The organism is Streptomyces sp. NPDC051664 (assembly GCF_044453545.1).
In the GTDB taxonomy this organism is placed as follows: domain Bacteria; phylum Actinomycetota; class Actinomycetes; order Streptomycetales; family Streptomycetaceae; genus Streptomyces.
Genome location: NZ_JBITCU010000026.1, coordinates 1 through 18,849, shown reverse-complemented (window position 1 = coordinate 18,849; position 18,849 = coordinate 1). Strand labels below are relative to the sequence as shown.

Here is an 18,849-nt window from a genome sequence, read left to right as displayed (position 1 = left end):
ATGCGGGACAGCCACCGGGCTGAAGCCGAACGGCTGTTGGTGCGCGCCGTGGAGGAAGAGGTACGTCGATCGGGCGGCCGGACCGACGCCGCGTCACTGCTGGCGCGCGGGCGGGCCGCCCTCGATTCCCTGGTGGCCGACGCGGGTGAGGAGTACGCCGCGTACGTCCAGGCACTCGACACGATGGAGGCTGGACAGCAGCCCCTGTCGCAGCGGTTCAGCAAAGCGACGATGGGAACTCCCCTGCTGGTGACCGGAGTTGCCGCAGCTGCGGCGTTCGGCGCGGATGTCGCGCTCGGCACTGCGGCCGGGCCGGCGCTCGGCGCCGGCGCCGTCGTCGCCGTCGCGGGCGCCGCGGCCACCGTCGCCAAGGTGACCGCCTCGCACTGGCCCGCCGCCCACCGGAAGGCGGGCGCGCTGGGTCAGCCCGGCGGCCCCGAGCAGCTGCGGCTGCAGTGGCTGGCGGCGCTGGAGGTGCGGGGCATACGCCCGTTCCTGGACCAGCAGCGGATACTGACCGCGTCGACCCGTGCGCCGAAGAAGAAGGCGACAACCGTCGTGCAACAACTGCGCGGCGGGGACCGCAGTGCGGCGGCGCGCACCCGGTCGCTGCTCGGCCAGTCCTTCAGTCATCTGCCCGCCCCCGACGGGCCGTTCGCGGGCCGCCGGGCCGAGCTGGCGCAGATCGCCCGGTGGGTGCACGCGGCCCGGGCCTCGACGGAGACGAAGCCGACCGTCGTCGTGCTGCACGGCGAGCCCGGTTCGGGCCGCACCACCCTCGCCGTGCGGGCGGCACATGAACTGAAGGACCAGTTCCGGGGCGCCTGCGTGGTGGATCTGCGCTCCGACGTCACCGGCGAGAACCCGCTGCCGACCCGTGACGCACTGCTGCATCTACTGAACCGCCTGGGCGCGCCCCGCGAGCAGCTGCTGTTCCGGGAGGGGGGCTCCCCCGGTCGCGCGGGGTCGAAAGCCTCGGGAGGGTCCTCCGCGGAGCAGCAGGTGCGACGGCTGGGCGAGCTGTACCACCAGCATCTGACCGGTACGCCGGTGACGGTCGTCCTCGACGACGCCGGCGACCCGGCGCAGGTCCGCACGCTCATCCCCGAGCGCTCCGACAGCCTGGTCCTCGTCACCGCCCGTGCGCCCCTGGACCTGCCCGCCGACATCCCGGCCTGGGTGCACCAGCTGCCGGTGGGACCTCTGGACGCGGGGGGCGCGGAGGAGCTGCTGCGCACGTCGGCCGAGGCGCAGGAGCTGGGGCCGTACGACTCCCAGTCGACCGACACCATCACCGAGCTGTGCGGCGGTCTGCCGCTGGCGCTGCGCGTCGCGGGCTCCTCGCTCGGGGCGCGTACCCGCAGCTCGCTGGCCACCGATCTCGCCGCGTACGGTCCGGTCGCCCCCGTCGAGCGGACCCTGTGGCTGCGCTACACCGACCAGTCCGAGCAGGCGCGGCGGTTGCTGCGCCGGCTCGCGCTGGCCGGGCGCGCCAGCCTGGGCGCGGCGGCGGCCGCGGCGCTGCTGTCCGCCGAGGAACAGGAGGCGCAGCGGCTGCTGACGGTCCTGTGCCGGGCCGGGCTCCTCGATCATGTGCGGGGCTCGCGCTACCGGCTGCACGATCTGGTGCGGGGCTTCGCCCTGGCCCGGCTGCTCGACGAGGAGGCGGCGGCGGACCGTACGGCCGCGCAGGAGCGGCTGATCCACAACTATGCGGAGCTCGCCGGTGCGGTGATCCGGATGGTGGACGGCAAGATGTCGACCCGGGCGGGCCAGTTCGGCTCGCACGGCTTCGCCTCGCTGGACGCGGCGCTGCACTGGCTGGACGACGAGTCGAGCTTCATCACCTCCGCGCTGCGGCACGCGGAGGGCGTCGACCAAGGGGCCGTGCTGGATCTGCTGGGCGCGCTGTGCGACTACTGCCTGCTGCGCGGCGACCTCTACCGGCTGGGCGAGATCAGCGAGTTGACGCAGGCCGTCGACAAGGGGCTGCTCGAGCGGTCGGTCCAGTGGCGTACCGGTATCGCGGCCCGGCAGCTCGGTGAGCTGGACAAGGCCCGTACCACCCTGTCCTCGGTCGTCGGCCTCTACCGTGAGGCGCAGAACGAGGCGGGCACGGCGCTGGCGCTCTGCTCGCTCGGCATCACCCTGCACCACCAGGGCAACCTGACCGAGGCGTCGGTGCGGCTGCGCGAGGCGATCGGGCTGCAGTCCTCGGACGGGCAGGCCGCGGACCGGGCGTGGTCGCTGCATGCGCTGGCCGCCGTCGAGCGTGACTGCGGCCGTCTCGCCGAGGCCCTGGCCCTTCTCGACACGGCGCTGATCCTGCACGGGGAGGGCGAGTCGCTGCACGGCGAGGCGTGGGCGCGGTTCCAGCTGGGCCAGACCCTGCTGCGGATGGGCGATGTGGCGGGGGCCGACGAGGCGCTGCGCACTGCGCTGGATCTGTACGGCCGTACCCGTGACGAACGCGGCGAGGCCTGGGCGCTGACCCAGCTGGCGCGCGCCCGGCTGCTCGACGGCGAGGCGGCCCCGGCGGTCGACGAGCTGCGCCGGGCACTGTCCCTGCACCGGGACAGCGAGGACGCGCGCGGCGAGGCGTGGACGCTGTACTACCTGGGGCAGGCCCTGGAGGAGACCGGCGACACCGATCAGGCGGTGCGGGAGCTGGAGCGGGCGCGCACGATGTTCTCCCGGATGCGGGACGTGTACGGCCTGGCGTGTGCCCGGCACCACTCGGGCCGGGTCACCCGCGACCAGCGGGCCGCCCAGACCGGCAATCTGCGCAACTCCGGCTTCGCCCGGCAGCTCCTGGTCGACGCCCGGGCCGACTTCCGGCGCATCGGTGTCGCCCACGGCGAGGCGTGGACGTGTCTCGAGCTGGTCCTGATCGACGCGGGCAACAACCGCGCCCCGCAGGCGCTGGCCCTGTGCGACGAGGCGGCGCAGCTGTTCGACTCGTACGGCGACACACGGGGCGCCGACTGGGCCCGCTTCCTGCGCTGCACACTGCTGCCGTACGCGTCGGCGGGCGGCACGGAGGTGGGCACGGTGGTGGCCCAGCAGGAGCTCGCCGACCTGCTCGGGGCCGGCCATCCGACCCGCGACAGCAAGCTGGAGGACTGCGCGGAGGCGTTCACGGTGGTCCTGAACCGCGGGGTCGACCTGGAGGACGGCTGGCAGGCCTGGCGCCTGGGCATGACCCCGACCCGCCACGCCCGCGAAATCATGGGCGTACCGGTGGGGGCGAGGCCGTAGGGCGGGGCCGAGGCCTCTTGCCGGGCACTCGCATGTGCCGGACGGGCGGTGGATCAAGCCCGTCCGGCAGGTAGGGACGAACCGCTACCGGGCGCGCCCGGCAGCGGTTCCCGATGTCTTGGCGTCGGCGGACACCGCGTCGGGATCCGGTGCCTCCTCGAAGTTGACCTTGCCCATGTGCCGGTTCATGGACTTCATCAGCAGCCACACGCCCACCGCGAGCGCCGCGAAGACGATGAAGCCGAGGACGCCGGGTGTCACCTTGTTCTTGTCGAATTCCTCGGCGAGAGGAATGACGTGGGTCAGTGCCTGGGTCGCGTACATATCAGGCATTGTCGCGGATGCCCGCGAAGAGGTCGCTCTCGGGGAGGGACGTATCGACGAGAGACTTCGCCAGCTCGTACTCCTCGGTCGGCCAGACCTCCCGCTGGATGTCCATCGGAACCCGGAACCAGCCGCCGTCGGGGTCGATCTGGGTGGCGTGCGCGATCAGTGCCTTGTCCCGGATCTCGAAGAACTCGGCGCACGGAACGTGCGTGGTCAGCGTCCGCTCGACGCGCTCGAACTCCTTCCAGCGCTCCAGCCACTCGCCGTACGGCGACTCCAGGCCGCGGGCGAGCAGCGCCTCGTGCAGCGCCACCGTGCGCGGACGGTTGAAGCCCTGGTTGTAGTAGAGCTTCTGCGGCTGCCAGGCGGGGCCGAACTCCACCTCGGGGAACGTCTCGGTGTCCGCGGCGCCGTCGAACGCGATCATCGAGATCTTGTGGGTCATGATGTGGTCGGGGTGCGGGTACCCGCCGTTCTCGTCGTACGTGGTGATGACGTGCGGACGGAACGCGCGGATGCTCCGGACGAGACGCGCCGCCGCCTTCTCGTCGTCCTCCAGTGCGAAGCAGCCCTCGGGCAGCGGCGGCAGCGGGTCGCCCTCGGGCAGCCCGGAGTCGACGAAGCCGAGCCACTCCTGCTTGACGCCCAGGATCTCCCGGGCCTCGTCCATCTCCTTCTTGCGCACCTCGTGGATGTGCTCCTGGATGTACGCGTCGCCCTGGAGTTTCGGGTTGAGGATGGAGCCGCGCTCGCCGCCCGTGCAGGTCACGACCAGCACGTCCACCCCCTCGGACACATACTTGGCCATGGTGGCCGCGCCCTTGCTCGACTCGTCGTCGGGGTGGGCATGTACGGCCATCAGTCGAAGCTGCTCAGTCAAGACTCGATCCTCAGTGATTGGTCGCCATTGAGTGGTGCCGTCCCGTAGGGACGTCGGTGCGGGGTGGCGGTCGGCCGGCGGTGGCAGACTTCTATAGTGACCGAAGCCAGGGGTGGAAAATTCCGCGATCCCCCGGTACGGAAGGAACGATCATGACTGCGGTGCGTGAAGCACTTCCGGAGGGCCGCTACGGGCGCTCCGCGGACGAGCGCGCGGACCGCAAGCTCAAGATCATCGGCTCGGTGCTGGGCGTCGCACTGCTCGGCGTGGTCGGCTGGATCGGCTACGACTACGTGGCGGGCCAGGAGATCAGCGCCGAGGTGATCAAGTTCAAGATCGTCTCGGACGACCGGGTCGACGTCCACCTGGAGGTTCGCAAGGACCGGGACGCGAAGGGCTACTGCACACTCCGCTCGCAGCGCGTGGACGGCGACGACGTGGCCCGGAAGGACATCCGGTTCGACGACCGCTCCGACCGGATCGACCGGATCATCTCCTTGCGTACGACGTCGCGGGCGACCAGCGTGGAACTGCTGGGCTGCACCGCCGACGGCGGGGCGTCGCGTTGACCGGCACGGACCGGCTCCGACCTGCGACTATCTTCCCCGACCTGCGTTGACGCGGTCGTAGCGGTTTACCTTCTCCCCCTTTTCCTGCGGAATTGTTAGGCTCGTGGTTTCGCCCACCCGTGGAGGCACATGCTTCTGGGTAGGGCGATGCTTTGTATTCCCAGTACCGACGCTTGTATTTCCAGTACCGACTAGGAGCACCTGTGACCCAGACCAGCGAAAACGTCACCTGGCTCACGCAGGAGGCGTACAACCAGCTCAAGGCCGAGCTGGAGTACCTGTCTGGTCCCGCGCGCACGGAGATCGCCGTAAAGATCGCGGCGGCCCGTGAGGAGGGTGACCTCCGGGAGAACGGCGGGTACCACGCGGCCAAGGAGGAGCAGGGCAAGATGGAGTTGCGGGTGCGCCAGCTCACCCAGCTCCTGGAGCATGCGAAGGTCGGCGAGGCCCCCGCCGACGACGGCGTGGTCGAGCCCGGCATGGTCGTCACCATCGCGTTCGACGGCGATCCCGACGACACCATGACGTTCCTGCTCGCCTCCCGCGAGTACGCGAGCGCGGACATCGAGACGTACTCCCCGCAGTCTCCGCTCGGTTCCGGCGTGAACGGCAAGAAGATGGGTGAGGACGCCGAGTACGAGCTGCCGAACGGCAAGAAGGCCTCGGTGAAGATCCTCGAGGCGAAGCCGTACACGGGCTGACCCGCCCCACCGGCAGCACAGCCGAGAGCCCCGGCCGCGGGACGGCCGGGGCTCTTCGTCGCCCTCAGACGGCCGCCGAGCGGTACTTGCGGACCGCCAGCGTCCGGAAGACCGCGATGATCAGCACGGACCAGGCCAGCGAGGCCCAGACGGGATGCTGCATCGGCCAGGCGTCGGAGGGGGAGACGCCCGGATTCCCGAAGAGCTCACGGCAGGCCTGCACGGTCGCGCTGAACGGGTTCCACTCGGCGATCGGCTGGAGCCAGCTCGCCATGTTCTCGGTGGGCACGAAGGCGTTCGAGATGAACGTGACCGGGAAGAGCCAGATGAGGCCGCCCGACGTGGCTGCCTCGGGGGTGCGGACCGAGAGCCCGATCAGCGCCCCGATCCAGGAGAAGGCGTAGCCCAGCAGGAGCAGCAGCGCGAAGCCGCCGAGCACCTTGCCGGCGTTCTCCTCGGTGCGCCAGCCGACCAGCAGGGCGACGACCGCGAGAACGACAAGGGTGAGCGTCGTCTGGACGAGGTCGGCGAGCGTGCGGCCGGTGAGCACCGCACCGCGCGCCATGGGCAGCGAGCGGAACCGGTCGATGAGGCCCTTGTGCATGTCGTCCGCGATACCGGCGCCGGCGCCGGCGGTGGCGAAGGTCACGGTCTGGGCGAAGATGCCCGCCATCAGGAAGTTGCGGTAGTCGGCGGGGCTGGTGGAACCGCCGATCATCATCGAGCCGCCGAAGACGTAGCTGAACAGCACCACGAACATGATCGGCTGGATCAGCCCGAAGATGACCATCTCGGGGATCCGGGTCATCCGGATCAGGTTGCGCCGGGCGACGACGAGGGAGTCGCGGACCGACCGGCCCAGGGAACCGCCCGGGCGGGGGGCCGCGATGTGCAGCGTTTCCGTCGTGGCAGTCACTTCGCGGCCTCCTGTCCGGCCTTCCGGCCGGTCTGCGCCCCGCGTCCGCGGGGGACGGTCCCGTCATCGGTCTCCGTCAGCTCGGCCACGTGGCCGGTGAGCGAGAGGAACACGTCGTCGAGGGTCGGGCGGCGCAGGCCGATGTCGTCGATCTCGACCCCTCGGGTGTCGAGATCTCGGATGATCTCGGCGAGCAGTTTGGCGCCGCCGGAGACCGGGACGGTCAGTTTGCGGATGTGCTGGGTGAGGGTGACCTCACCCTTGCCCAGATGGGCGAGGACGGCCCGGGCCGGGTCGATCTGGTCGGGTTGGTGGACGACGACCTCGACACGCTCGCCGCCGGTCTGGGCCTTGAGCTGGTCGGAGGTGCCACGGGCGATGACGAGGCCGTGGTCGATGACGCAGATGTCGTGCGCCAGACGGTCGGCCTCCTCCAGATACTGGGTGGTCAGCAGGAGCGTCGTGCCGCCTGCGACGAGTTCCTCGATGACCTCCCACAGCTGCTGCCGGTTGCGCGGGTCGAGGCCGGTCGTCGGCTCGTCCATGAACATCACGGGTGGGGAGACGACGAGCGCCGCCGCCAGATCGAGGCGGCGGCGCATGCCTCCGGAGTAAGTCTTCGCCGGCCGGTCGGCGGCGTCGGCGAGGTTGAACCGCTCCAGCAGCTGCCCCGCCCGGGCCTTCGCGTCGCGCCGGCTCATCTGGTAGAGCTGACCGACCATCTGCAGGTTCTCACGGCCGGTCAGGTACTCGTCGACCGCGGCGAACTGGCCGGAGAGCCCGATCGAGCGGCGGACGTCGTCGGGTCTCTTCAGTACGTCGATTCCCGCCACGAACGCCGTGCCGCTGTCCGGCCGGAGCAGAGTCGTCAGGACACGTACGGCGGTCGTCTTGCCGGCCCCGTTGGGGCCGAGGAGGCCCAGGACCGTGCCTTCCGGCACGTCGAGATCAACACCACCGAGTGCTCGTACATCGCCGAAGGTCTTCACCAGGCCTTCGGCATGGATGGCGCCTGGCATACGGATTCCCCCAGAGCGTTCGGGTGACTTCCCTCACAGATCCTAGGATTGTGCGCCTTGCGCCGCCCGGTGAACGCGCACACCGCCGCGTGTCAGGCCGTCACCTCGTACCCCGCCTGCCGCAGCGCCGTGGTGACCTCCTCGCAGTGGACCGGCCCCTTGGTCTCCAGGTGCAGCTCGACCTCCACCTCGGTGAGCCCGAGCCGCGGATCGGTCCGTACATGGCCGATGTCGAGGACGTTGGCGTCCGCGACGGACAACGAGGCGAGCAGGGCGGCCAGCGCGCCCGGGCGGTCCGTGAGCCGCACCCGCAGGCTCAGGTAGCGGCCCGCCGACGCCATGCCGTGGGTCAGGATGCGCTGCATCAGCAGCGGGTCCACATTGCCGCCCGACAGCAGCGCGACGACCGGCCCCCGGAACGACCGGGGGTCGCTCAGCAGCGCCGCGACGGGGCTCGCGCCGGCCGGCTCCACCACAAGTTTCGCCCGCTCCAGGCAGAGCAGCAGCGCGCTGGACAGCTCGGCCTCGGAGACCGTACGGACCTCGTCGACCAGCTCCTGGACGATCCCGAACGGCACGTCGCCGGGGCGTCCCACCTTGATGCCGTCCGCCATCGTCTGCAGCCCGTCGATCACCACCGGGTGGCCGGCCGCCAGGGAGGGCGGGTAGCAGGCCGCGCCCGCCGCCTGGACGCCGACGATCCGCACGTCGGGCCGGACGGCCTTCACCGCCACCGCGATGCCCGCGGCGAGACCGCCGCCGCCGATCCCGACGACGATCGTCCGGACCTCGGGGCACTGTTCGAGGATCTCCAGGCCGACGGTGCCCTGACCGGCGATGATGTCCGGGTGGTCGAAGGGATGGATGAAGACCGCACCGGTCTCCTGGGCGTACTCCTGGGCGGCGGCGAGCGTCTCGTCGACGACCTGACCGTGCAGCCTGACCTGCGCGCCGTACTCGCGGGTCGCGGCGACCTTCGGCAGCGGTGCCCCGACCGGCATGAAGACCGTTGCCCGTACGCCCAGCAGCGCAGAGGCGAGTGCGACACCCTGCGCATGGTTTCCGGCGCTCGCGGCGACGACCCCGGCCGCCCGCTCCACCGGTGACAGTCCGGCGATCCGTACGTAGGCGCCGCGCAGCTTGAACGAACCGGTCCGCTGCAGGTTCTCGCATTTGAAGTGGACCGGCGCGCCGACCAGCTCCGACAGATGGCGGCTGCCCTCCATCGCGGTCACCCGGGCCACACCGGAGAGCATCTTCTGCGCGCCCCGGACATCGTCGAGGATCACTGGGGGAAACGGGTGGGGCGTACGGAAGTTCATGACCACAAGTCTTGCAGCTGGACGCGGTGCGGGACGCCGCCGCGGCGCCGTCCTGCGTCGTTGTCCGCAGGTTTGTGCGGCACTGGTACGCGTTGCCCCGGGGCCGCGTACTCTGTCCCCCACCCATCCGACACCGCACGAAGAGAGCCCCCGGCCATGCCCCCTCAGGACATGACGACAGCTGCGTCTCCTTCCGGGGGCGCCACCCCCGATTCCCCGGGTCCCGACCACCTCCTCGATGCTCTGCAGCACCAGGTGGCCGTGTTCGCCCGCCGTGCCGAGCAGACTCGCCTCGGCGGTGTCGGCCAGGTCCGCAATTCCATGGACCGGGCCGCGTATCTGCTGCTCAACCGGTTGGACCGGGAAGGCCCGATGGGCGTCAAGGCGCTGGCCGCGGGGATGGGGATCGACTCCTCGACCGTGACCCGCCAGGTCGCGCCGCTCGTCGACACCGGTCTGGTCAAGCGCACGTCGCACCCGGAGGACGGCCGTGCGGTCGTGCTCCAGCTTTCGCCGCGCGGGCAGGCCCGGCTCGACGAGGTGCGGGCGTCGCGGCGGGAGCTGATGTCGCAGGTGACGCAGGACTGGACGGCGGATGAGCGGGACATGTTCTGCATGCTGCTGACTCGGTTCAACGCTGCGCTGGCCGCGCGGCAGACGCATCAGCCGACGACCGACTGAGCCGAGCGGCGCGCCGGGCGGCGCCTCGGGGGTGGCATTCGCTCGGTCCGACCTCTTGACCAGGGGTGGTCGGCGGCGCTGCCATGTGGGGGTGCGAGAGCAGCAGGCGGGTCCTCAGCGGCGCCGCGCCCAGGAGTTCGAGGCCTTTGTGGCGGGCGCGGGCGGCCGCCTGCTGCACACTGCCACGCTGCTCACCGCCGAACCGTCGCAGCCGCCCGGGAGCAACGAACGGGCGCTGCGTCTGCTGACCGCCGCGCTGGCCCGTACGTACGCGGACTGGGACCGGCTGCACGGCGAGGATCCGTACAACCGCACCCGGCAGGAGCTGGCCTCCCGGTTCGCCCGGGAGGCATGGCGGCACCGCCGGCCGCGTGGCGGCCTGCTGGACCCGCTGACCCCGAAAGCGCGGCTGGTCCTCGTACTGCGGCTGTACGAGGGTGTCGCGGAGGAGCAGACCGCCGCGCTGCTGGGGCTTCCGGTGGACCGGGTCCGGGCGATCTGCAACCGCTCGGTGGCCACGATGGGCGACCCCCGGGGGCCCACCCCACGGCGCCGGACCAGGCGATGGACCATGGGGCCGCTGGGGGCCGCGCCGTGAAGCGCCCCGGCCGCAGGGAGGACCGCGTCCGGCGGATGCTGGACGGGCCGCATCCGCAGGTCCCCGCCGGTCTGGCGGAGCGGGCTGCGGAGCGCGGCGGCCGCATGCTGCGCCGCCACCGGGCGGCCCGCGCGCTGGCGCTGACGGTGCTGTTCCTGGCGGTGGCCGCGTTCATGGTGTGGGCGGTGGTCACCCAGCCGTGGCAGGTGCCGCCCGCCGAGACGACACCGCCACTGGAAGGCTGGTGAGCCCGGATTCGCGTGCGGAACGGGCCGAGGAGGCCGTCATGACCAGGAAAGTCGTTGCCTGACGCAAGTACCCGAGCGTCACGAACTGCTCGCTCACCATCTCCGGTGAGGAAGAGGAAGTCCTGCGGGCCGCGCCGGAACACGCGGTCTCCGTCCACGCGCACACGGACGGCCCGGAGCTGCGGCAACAGATCCGTGAGTCGATGGAGGACGAGAAGGTCGACGCCTGACCGGACGGATCACCTGGCGATGCGCCGGGCGGGCAGCGAGCCGGCCCGCCCGGCGCTTCGGGGTCATCACTCGTCCCCGGACGGAACGATCTAGCCGAGCGCCTGCGTCAGGTCGGCCAGCAGGTCGTCCGCGGACTCGATGCCGACGGACAGCCGGACCAGGTCGGCCGGTACCTCCAGCGCCGAGCCCGCCACCGAGGCGTGCGTCATCCGGCCCGGGTGCTCCACCAGCGACTCGACGCCGCCGAGGGACTCGCCGAGCGTGAACAGCTTCGCCCGGTTGCAGACCTCGACCGCCGCCTCCTCGCCGCCCTCGACGCGGAACGACACCATGCCGCCGAACGCCTTCATCTGCTTGGCGGCGATCTCGTGCCCCGGGTGCTCCGGCAGCCCCGGATAGAGGACCTGGGTCACCTTGGGGTGCCGGGTCAGCAACTCGGCGACCTTGGCGGCGTTCTCGCTGTGCCGGTCCATCCGGACCGGCAGCGTCTTGATGCCGCGCAGCACCAGCCAGGAGTCGAACGGTCCGGCGACCGCCCCCATCGCGTTCTGGTGGTACGCCAGTTCCTCGCCGAGCCCCGCGTCCGCGGCGATCAGCGCACCGCCGACGACGTCCGAGTGGCCGCCCATGTACTTGGTCAGCGAGTGCACGACGACGTCCGCGCCGAGCGCGATCGGCTGCTGCAGATAAGGGCTGGCGAAGGTGTTGTCGACGACCAGCCGGGCACCCGCGGTGCGGGCCACGTCCGCGACGGCCGCGATGTCGGTGATGCCGAGCAGCGGGTTGGACGGCGTCTCCACCCAGATGACCTTCGTACGGTCGTTGACCGCGGCCCGGACCGCCGCCGGGTCGGAGGTGTCCGCGACGGAGAAGTCGACGCCCCACCGCTTGACCACCTTGGCGAACAGCCGGAAGGTGCCGCCGTACGCGTCGTTCGGGATGACGACATGGGCGCCGGGGTACAGCAGCGTACGCAGCAGGCAGTCCTCCGCCGCGAGCCCGGACGCGAAGGCGAGACCGCGGCGGCCGCCCTCGACGGCCGCGAGGTTCTCCTCCAGTGCGGTGCGCGTCGGGTTGGCGCTGCGGCTGTACTCGTAGCCGCCGCGGAGCCCGCCGACGCCGTCCTGCTTGTACGTGGACACCTGATAGATGGGCGGAACAACGGCGCCGGTGAGGGGATCGGCGGCGTTGCCCGCGTGGATCGCGAGGGTCTCGAAGCTGTGCTGGTCGCTCATGGGGCCCGAGCGTAGTTCGTCACGGGGGTGATCCACGGCCGCTGCGCCGTCCGGTGACAATGGGCGTATGGAGATTCTCTGGTTCCTCATCGCGCTGTGCATGCTCGCCGCGGTGATCGGCCCCTTCGTGCTGCGCCGCAGGTCCGGCATCCACCAGGTCGCGCCCGGCTCCCCGGACGCCGCCGACCCCGACACGTACGGCTTCGTCCGCCAGGAGGAGCTGGACGTCCGGATGCCGGGCCCCGATCAGGATCTCCTGGATGTTCTCGATGTCGTGCAGCGCACCCAGGACTGCCGCGCGGCCTCGCAGTTGCTGGCCGGGACGCCGAAGGAGAGCGAGGTGCGGTGGCAGCGGGTGCAGGCGTTCGCCGGCGCCGCGTCGCTCGAGCTGATGCAGGCCCCGGGTGTCGGTGGTGCGTGGCTGCGGTCGTGGCGGGCCGAGTCGCCGAAGGACGCGGGCGGTGCGGCCGTGCATGCCGAGTTCCTGGTCCAGCAGGCCTGGCGGTCCTCCACCGCGGGGACGGACGACTTCCGGATCATTCTGGAGGAGGCCCGTACGGTCTGCGGCGAGGCGGCCCTGCTGGCGCCCGGTGACCCGGTCCCGTACATCGTCGAACTGGCCGTCGCCCGCGGACTCGGCTACTCCCACGAGGAGTTCGACCGGCTCTGGGTGAAGATCATCGACCGGGCCCCGGCACACATGGGCGCGCACATCGCGGCACTGCACTTCTGGTGCGAGAAGTGGCACGGCTCCCGCGAGGACGCCGACCGCTTCGCCGTTTCGGCTGCCGCCCGCGCCCCGCAGGGCTCGCTGCTGGCCGCGCTGCCGCTGTTCGCGGTGTACGAGCATCTGCCCGAGGTCAATCTCGTGAGCGGCTTCTACGAGAGCCTGGTGGTGACGAAGGCGGTCGAGGGTGCGCTGTTCGCGGTCCACGCCGCGCGTCCCGACGATCCGATGCTCGCCCATGTCCGGCATCTGCTGGTGCTGTTCCTGGTGCGGATGGAGCGCTGGTCGGAGGCGATGAACCAACTCGTCCACATCGACGGGCATGTGGGCGCGCTGCCGTGGACGCAGAGCTCGGACCCGGCCGCCGAGTACACGGTGTACCGGGCGCTCGCGGTCGCCGGGTACGAGGCGAACGGCGGCAGTCCGGCGACGCTGCCGAGGTAGCCGCGGGGCGGCTCCGTTCCTGTTCAGCCCCTGTGCGGCGATTGTTCCGCCGCTGGTTCCGGGCTGCTCACGGATCACGTTGCCGCGCCGACCTGCGGTAGGTCATACTCCGGTTCCCCCCACACCACCCTTGCCACACCGCTGTCACCAGCCCTGTCCCTGTGGGGGATTTGCCCGATGGGCCCAACTCTGCGCGCCGTCCGCGCTCTTGTCCTGCTTGCCGGCTTCTATCTGCTGAGCCTCGTCCTGCTCGCCGCCCTCGGCGCCCTCGACTGGGCCGCGTTCACGTGGACCACTGGCAGCGTCGCCGCGAAGCTGTTCATCCTCAGCGTCGTGCTGGCGATCCCGATCGTGCGGGGCATGTTCATGCTGCGTACGCCGAAGGACGACGGCCTGGCCGGGCTGCCGGTCGACGACACCCAGGAGCCCCGGCTCTGGGCCGCCGTCCGCGACATCGCCCAGCAGGTCGGCACCCGTGCCCCCGACGAGATCGTCCTCAACGGCGATGTGAATGCGGCGGTCAGCGAGGACGCCAGGTTCCTCGGCCTGGTCGGCGGAAGACGCCGGCTCTACCTCGGTCTGCCGCTGATGGCCGGACTGTCCGAGGCTCAGCTGCGCTCCGTGCTCGCCCATGAGATGGGCCATTACGGCAACTCCGACACCCGCCTCTCCGCGATCACGGCACGCGGCCGCATCCAGGTGGTCCGCACCATCGCCCACTTCCAGGAGCGAGCGGGCCGGACCGTCGCCAAGGAGCAGGCGCGTCAGGAGAAGAAGGCGGCGAAGGCCGTCGCCAAGGGCAGGAAGGCCAAGGAGATCGACACCGGTGGTGCGGGGCTCTCGTACCGCGCGATGGCGGCGGTCTACACGGCGTACGCGAAGTTCTACATCCGCGCCACGCTCTCCGGAGCCCGCCGCGAGGAGCTCGCCGCCGATGTCGCCGCGGCCAGGATCGCGGGCCGTGACGCGACCGCGTCCGCGCTGCGCGAGCTCCCGGCGCTCGACGCCGCCCACGGCTTCTACATGAACGCGTACGCCACGCTCGGCGTCGAGGCCGGGATGCTGCCGCCGCCCGGCCAGGTCTTCGGCGGCGTACGGCATCTGCTGGCCGCCCGCAAGGACGAGCTGGACGAGATGCGCGGCTCCCTGCCGTCCGAGCCGTCCTCCCCTTACGACTCGCACCCGCCGATCGCGGAGCGTGTCGCCCGGATCGAGGCGCTGCCTGACGACGGGCGCGCGTCGGAGCCCGTGGAGCCGTCGCTGGGCCTGCTCGCCGACGCCGCGCGGACGCTCGCCGCCGTCGAGGAGTCGGTGCTGACCCCGGAGGCATTGCGGCTGCGCCGCATCGACTGGCCGGAGCTGGTGCACGAGTCGATGACGGTGTACGCCCAGCAGTCGGCGCAGCGGTTCAGCGCGGTGGTCGGCGCGGTGGCCGGCAGCGACGGCTCGCTGACCGCCGCACTCGACGCGATCGACGCGGGTGCGCTGTGGCAGATCGCCGACCGCCTCCCCAAGTCCGACGAGGCCCGCACCGCGACCGGCCGCGCGGCCCGCGAGTTCGCCAGGCCCCGGCTGCGCGCGGGACTGCTGCAGCTGGCCGGCGGCGAGCTGGTACGGCAGGGGCGGGCCCGCTGGCAGCTGTCCTGGACCGACTCGGCGACACTGAAGCTGCCAGAGGGGTACGAGGAGACGCTCCCGGCGGCGCTGGATGCGGCGGTGGCGGATGTGCCGGACACGGAACCGCTGCGCAAACTGCTCGCCCCCTAGGGTCTCTCCCTTCCCCTGTCCCTCCTCCCCCTCCCTCGAGCTCACCTTTCTGGATTGGACCGGAACCCCCCGTGGCACGACTGATACCCCTGCTGGTGATCGCTCTCGGCGTGTACTTCTGGCTGAAGGCGCGAAAGAAGACGACGGAGTTCGTGGAAGGCGCATCCGGCGCCACCCCCTCGGCGCCCGGCGCGCGCCGGAGCCGGAAGTCCGGCCCGGCGAGGGCCGCCGCGGAGCTCGGCCTCGTACCGGCCGACGAGCTCGACACCGCGCATGCTGCCGCCCCCGACCCGCGCGACGAGGAGATACGCGCCACTGTCCGGTCCGGGAACTGGCAGGCGGGCGCCGACTTCCTCGCCGAGGCGGGCCGGGACTGGCAGGAGCGCTACCGGCGTGCCGGCGTCCTCCAGGACGAGGCCGCGGCCGACGACACCTGGCTGCTGGCCTGGCGCACCGCGCAGCCCAAGGACGCGGGAGCGGCCTTCGTGCACGCCGGCGCGCTGATCAGCGTCGCCGCGGACATCCGTGGCGCGAAGCAGGCGAAGTACACCACGCAGGAGCAGTTCGCCGGCTTCCACCGGATGATGGCCCAGGCCCGGGAGGCCTGCCACGAAGCCCAGGAGCTGGGCGGCGACGACCCGTGCCCGTACATCGCCGAGATCTCCTGCGCCCTCGGCCTCGGCTACGGGCATGACGACTTCCGCGCGCTGTGGGCCGAGGTCGAGAAGCGCGACGCCCACCACCTCGCGGCTCATACTTCCGCGCTCCAGTACTGGTGCCGCAAGTGGCGCGGCTCGCACGAGCTGGCCGAGCGTTTCGCCCGCGAGGCTGTGCAGAAGGGCAGCCCCGGCCAGCTGCTCTCCCTCCTCCCGCTCTACGCCGCGTTCGAGCAGGAGTCGGCGGAGCAGGATCTGGACCCGGACGTGTTCTACAAGAGCCCAGAGCTGATCGCCGCAGTCGACGCCTGCCTGATCGACGTGGCGGCCGCCGACCCCGAGGACCGGCGGATCGTCCGGGTCCGTCATCTGCTCGCCTGGCTGCTGTACTGGCAGGACCGGTACGAGGCGGCGCTGGAGCAGTACCGCGCGATCGACGGCTACATCGACAGCGCCCCGTGGACGTACTCCGGGGACCCGAAGGCGCGCTACGTCCGGTCCCGCGACTTCTGCGCCGCGCAGGTCCTGGCCGCGGGCGGGAACTGATCGTTACGACGCGGGGGCGCCGGAATTCCCCGGGGCCCCCGCCGCGTCGCAGCACGCCGCCGGGGCCGGACGGCCCGGGCGCACGCCGTCCATCGGGCCTTGCACCGGTCACGGGCGACCGCGACTGTGTCCCGCCGCCGGCACCCTCTTCGTCCGCGGCAGGGCACAAGCACGACCCGGCCTCGGCACTTCCGCCCAGTCGGCCTGGGCCGCCTCTCGCGGTCAGCCCTCCGCGCGGGCGGGCAGCCGCCATCCCGGGCGCGGGAAATGGCAGGTGTAACCCTCCGGGTAACGCTCCAGGTAGTCCTGGTGCTCGGGCTCGGCCTGCCAGAAGGGGCCGACCGGCTCGACCTCGGTGACGACCTTGCCCGGCCACAGTCCGGAGGCGTCCACATCCGCGATCGTGTCCTCGGCGATCCGCTTCTGCTCGTCATCCACGTAGTAGATCGCCGAGCGGTAGCTGAGGCCGATGTCGTTGCCCTGACGGTTCTTGGTGCTCGGGTCGTGGATCTGGAAGAACAACTCCAGGATCGCGCGGAAGTCGGTCGTCTCGGGGTCGAAAAGGATCTCAATGGCCTCCGCGTGCGTGCCATGGTTACGGTACGTCGCGTTCGGCACGTCACCGCCGGTGTATCCGACCCGAGTCGCCGTCACTCCCGGCCGCCGGCGGATCAGGTCCTGCATCCCCCAGAAGCATCCGCCCGCCAGCACGGCCCTCTGCGTCTGCGCCGCCATTGCAGTCCTCCAATATGTGTCAGCTCGGTCACTCGGGCTGCTCGGTCCGCACACCACCGGCATCCCGTATCCACTTCCTGCAACGCGCGAGGGTTCCAAGCGATTCCGTGCCCGTCCGACCGGCCCTGCGGTCGTCGGCCGCCGCGAGGGGCGCACCGCCGTGTTGTGCCCCTCGCCATCTTCTTCGCGGTCCTGCGACAGGGCCACTGATTGACCTCCTCCTCGGAACCCGCGCGCCTGTGACCGGCGAACCCGCCGCAGGTGACGCTCTCCGTGGACCGGTCACACGGCACGGCAGGCTCGTGGGGACGGGCGTCAAGCTGAGTACCCCGTTCGGGCCGGTACGCTCGCAGCCGTGGACGCCGAGGGGGCACCGATGCGCGAGTACCGCACGGACGGCAGGGAGATCCCTGATCCGGCCGGGCGCCCCTGGTGGGCAGCCAACGAAGTCCTGGCGTTCGTAATGGAGTTGGCGGCGCTGGCCTGTCTGTCCTGGTGGGGTTTCCATGCCGGTGGCGGCAACCTGGCCCGGCAACTGCTGCTGGCGTTCGGAATCCCTGCGCTCGCCATCGCCCTGTGGGGGCTGTTCGCCGCGCCACGCGCCCGGATCCGGGTGCCGTCGGCGGGTGTGCTCGCGGTCAAGGCCGTGGTTCTGGGCGGCGGCGCCTTCGGGCTGTACCGGGTCGGTCACCCGGCGGCCGCGGTGGCGCTCGCCGTCGTGATGGTCGCGAACACCGCACTGGCGGAGATCTTTCGGCACAAGCCGGCGCCCGGGAAGCATCACCCTCGGCCTCGCGCGGATGAAGCGGCAGAACGCGACGGATGAGCGGGTAGGGGTCGCGTTCGCGCACGGGGCCGAGCTGCGGCCCGTACGGGATCCCGGCCGGCCGTCGTCAGCTGATGACCGGCGGGGCCGCCGCCCGCATCGCGGCCGCGGTCGCCGACGCGTCGTACTCCGGTCCGACGCCCTCGACAAGCACCACGTCACCCGCCATGTTCCGCGTCCGCAGCGGCAGCAGCTCCTGGTAGGCGGCCGACTCGTACCAGCTGCGGGCGGCCACCAGGTCGGGGAAGCCGATGATGACGAGCGCACCCGGCCAGTCGCCCTCGACGACCTCGACCTGCGTGCCATGGACGAGGAACCGGCCGCCGAACGGGTCCATGGTCGACTGGATGCGATCGATGTACGTGAGTACCTCCTCGCCGGGGTGGGCGGCGGGGTGCAGGTGGCCTATGGCGTATGCGGTCATGGTGTCGCCCTCCGGATCTGCGTGCTGCGGTGGTCCCGTCAGCCGGTGTGCACCATGCTGCCCGCGGGCGTACGGACCGGTCGATTACCTCCGGGGTAGGGGCTCAGTCGTCGATGCCCAGGTCCTCCCGCATCAGCTTCCGCATGGTGTCGAGGTGCGGGTCCGCCGCCTGGAGGTTCTCGAGGGCCCTTTCGACGCTCTCGCCGTCGCGGGCCAGGCCGCGGTCCAGACGTTTGATGGCCGCGTCACCGTCCGCGAGGACCCGGTTGAGATCGCGGGACGCCTGCAGGATCCGCTCGGGGACGATCATCTGCGCCTCGGCGTACCGGTCGCGGTGGTCGAGACGGGCCTCTTCGAGCTGGGCGCGTTCCTGCTCCGTGTAGACGCCGTCCCTGGTCCGGTGCAGGGCGTCCTTGAGGAGCGTGTGGAACTGCCGGGAGGCCCGGTTCATGGCCGTGTACTGGGCACGTCGCTCCTCGAACTTCCGCCGCTTGTCGGCTAGTCCGGCTTCCTCGGCGCGCTGCCGCGCGGTCAGCCGCTGGGCGAGCATCGGGGCGAACAGGGTGCCCAGCACACCGACGACTGCGGTGATCATGGCGGTGACGGCAGCGGTCATGGGTGTGAGATTAGTGCGATGAACGAACGGGGGCGGGGGGGGGGGGGGGGGGGGGGGGGGGGGGGGGGGGGGGGGGGGGGGGGGGGGGGGGGGGGGGGGGGGGGGGGGGGGGGGGGGGGGGGG

General features: G+C 71.5%; 19 protein-coding genes and 1 pseudogene. 11 read left to right on the top strand and 9 right to left on the bottom strand.

The window, feature by feature from the left end; genetic code table 11:
* A complete protein-coding gene (locus ACIA8E_RS32050; protein WP_399303313.1) occupies window positions 1-3,258 on the top strand; it encodes a tetratricopeptide repeat protein in 3,258 nt (1,085 codons plus the stop codon).
* Window positions 3,259-3,342: 84 nt separating this feature from the next.
* On the opposite strand, the gene ACIA8E_RS32045 is transcribed toward ACIA8E_RS32050, so the two are convergent.
* Both ACIA8E_RS32045 and mca read right to left on the bottom strand, forming a co-directional pair.
* A complete protein-coding gene (locus tag ACIA8E_RS32045; protein WP_399303311.1) occupies window positions 3,343-3,582 on the bottom strand; it encodes a hypothetical protein in 240 nt (79 codons plus the stop codon).
* A 1-nt stretch (window position 3,583) separates the two neighbouring features.
* Window positions 3,584-4,465 carry a mycothiol conjugate amidase Mca gene (mca, locus tag ACIA8E_RS32040; RefSeq protein WP_093929501.1) on the bottom strand — a complete coding sequence of 294 codons (882 nt, stop codon included), beginning with the start codon at window positions 4,463-4,465 and terminating at the stop codon, window positions 3,584-3,586.
* A 152-nt stretch (window positions 4,466-4,617) separates the two neighbouring features.
* Here mca and ACIA8E_RS32035 point away from each other — a divergent pair, with 152 nt between their 5' ends.
* Complete coding sequence (locus ACIA8E_RS32035) at window positions 4,618-5,034, top strand: DUF4307 domain-containing protein (RefSeq protein ID WP_399303309.1); 417 nt, start codon at window positions 4,618-4,620, stop codon at window positions 5,032-5,034.
* Window positions 5,035-5,237: 203 nt separating this feature from the next.
* Window positions 5,238-5,735 (top strand): transcription elongation factor GreA, encoded by a 498-nt coding sequence (greA, locus tag ACIA8E_RS32030; RefSeq protein WP_030914765.1) that lies wholly within the window; start codon window positions 5,238-5,240, stop codon window positions 5,733-5,735.
* Between the two features lie 64 nt (window positions 5,736-5,799).
* Here greA and ACIA8E_RS32025 read toward each other — a convergent pair whose 3' ends face one another.
* From ACIA8E_RS32025 to ilvA, 3 genes are all read right to left on the bottom strand, one after another.
* Window positions 5,800-6,651 (bottom strand): ABC transporter permease, encoded by an 852-nt coding sequence (locus ACIA8E_RS32025; protein ID WP_399303307.1) that lies wholly within the window; start codon window positions 6,649-6,651, stop codon window positions 5,800-5,802.
* Window positions 6,648-7,670 (bottom strand): ATP-binding cassette domain-containing protein, encoded by a 1,023-nt coding sequence (locus ACIA8E_RS32020; protein ID WP_399303306.1) that lies wholly within the window; start codon window positions 7,668-7,670, stop codon window positions 6,648-6,650. The genes ACIA8E_RS32025 and ACIA8E_RS32020 overlap by 4 nt, the downstream gene beginning before the upstream one ends.
* 92 nt (window positions 7,671-7,762) lie before the next feature.
* The gene (gene ilvA / locus ACIA8E_RS32015) at window positions 7,763-8,992 is read right to left on the bottom strand and encodes a threonine ammonia-lyase (protein WP_399303305.1); all 1,230 of its coding nucleotides are present in this window, start codon (window positions 8,990-8,992) and stop codon (window positions 7,763-7,765) included.
* Window positions 8,993-9,148: 156 nt separating this feature from the next.
* On the opposite strand from ilvA, the gene ACIA8E_RS32010 reads away from it, so the two are divergent.
* From ACIA8E_RS32010 to ACIA8E_RS31995, 4 genes and pseudogenes are all read left to right on the top strand, one after another.
* Window positions 9,149-9,673: a MarR family winged helix-turn-helix transcriptional regulator gene (locus tag ACIA8E_RS32010; RefSeq protein WP_399303304.1), complete on the top strand. Its 525-nt coding sequence runs from the start codon at window positions 9,149-9,151 to the stop codon at window positions 9,671-9,673.
* Window positions 9,674-9,764: 91 nt separating this feature from the next.
* A complete protein-coding gene (locus ACIA8E_RS32005) occupies window positions 9,765-10,271 on the top strand; it encodes a sigma factor-like helix-turn-helix DNA-binding protein (protein WP_399303303.1) in 507 nt (168 codons plus the stop codon).
* A 35-nt stretch (window positions 10,272-10,306) separates the two neighbouring features.
* Window positions 10,307-10,519: a hypothetical protein gene (locus ACIA8E_RS32000; protein WP_399303447.1), complete on the top strand. Its 213-nt coding sequence runs from the start codon at window positions 10,307-10,309 to the stop codon at window positions 10,517-10,519.
* 38 nt (window positions 10,520-10,557) lie between these two features.
* A pseudogene (locus ACIA8E_RS31995) lies at window positions 10,558-10,749 on the top strand (DUF1059 domain-containing protein).
* Between the two features lie 90 nt (window positions 10,750-10,839).
* Here the strand turns inward: ACIA8E_RS31995 and ACIA8E_RS31990 are convergent.
* On the bottom strand, window positions 10,840-11,985 hold the full coding sequence (locus tag ACIA8E_RS31990; protein WP_399303302.1) for a cystathionine gamma-synthase: 1,146 nt from the start codon (window positions 11,983-11,985) through the stop codon (window positions 10,840-10,842).
* A gap of 67 nt (window positions 11,986-12,052) precedes the next feature.
* Here ACIA8E_RS31990 and ACIA8E_RS31985 point away from each other — a divergent pair, with 67 nt between their 5' ends.
* The 3 genes from ACIA8E_RS31985 (at window position 12,053) to ACIA8E_RS31975 (ending at window position 16,125) form a co-directional block, all read left to right on the top strand.
* The gene (locus ACIA8E_RS31985) at window positions 12,053-13,156 is read left to right on the top strand and encodes a hypothetical protein (protein WP_399303300.1); all 1,104 of its coding nucleotides are present in this window, start codon (window positions 12,053-12,055) and stop codon (window positions 13,154-13,156) included.
* Between the two features lie 177 nt (window positions 13,157-13,333).
* Entirely contained in the window at window positions 13,334-14,923 is a 1,590-nt protein-coding gene (locus ACIA8E_RS31980) for a M48 family metallopeptidase (protein WP_399303298.1), read from the top strand.
* A gap of 71 nt (window positions 14,924-14,994) precedes the next feature.
* Window positions 14,995-16,125 carry a hypothetical protein gene (locus tag ACIA8E_RS31975; RefSeq protein ID WP_399303296.1) on the top strand — a complete coding sequence of 377 codons (1,131 nt, stop codon included), beginning with the start codon at window positions 14,995-14,997 and terminating at the stop codon, window positions 16,123-16,125.
* Between the two features lie 222 nt (window positions 16,126-16,347).
* On the opposite strand, the gene msrA is transcribed toward ACIA8E_RS31975, so the two are convergent.
* Window positions 16,348-16,860, bottom strand: coding sequence for a peptide-methionine (S)-S-oxide reductase MsrA (gene msrA / locus ACIA8E_RS31970; RefSeq protein WP_399303295.1), 513 nt, complete (start codon window positions 16,858-16,860; stop codon window positions 16,348-16,350).
* 376 nt (window positions 16,861-17,236) lie between these two features.
* On the opposite strand from msrA, the gene ACIA8E_RS31965 reads away from it, so the two are divergent.
* Window positions 17,237-17,686 (top strand): YrdB family protein, encoded by a 450-nt coding sequence (locus ACIA8E_RS31965; protein WP_399303445.1) that lies wholly within the window; start codon window positions 17,237-17,239, stop codon window positions 17,684-17,686.
* 67 nt (window positions 17,687-17,753) lie between these two features.
* Here ACIA8E_RS31965 and ACIA8E_RS31960 read toward each other — a convergent pair whose 3' ends face one another.
* Together ACIA8E_RS31960 and ACIA8E_RS31955 are read right to left on the bottom strand one after the other, a co-directional pair.
* On the bottom strand, window positions 17,754-18,110 hold the full coding sequence (locus tag ACIA8E_RS31960; RefSeq protein ID WP_399303293.1) for a DUF1330 domain-containing protein: 357 nt from the start codon (window positions 18,108-18,110) through the stop codon (window positions 17,754-17,756).
* A 103-nt stretch (window positions 18,111-18,213) separates the two neighbouring features.
* Window positions 18,214-18,726, bottom strand: coding sequence for a hypothetical protein (locus tag ACIA8E_RS31955; RefSeq protein ID WP_399303291.1), 513 nt, complete (start codon window positions 18,724-18,726; stop codon window positions 18,214-18,216).
* Window positions 18,727-18,849: the final 123 nt, after the last annotated feature.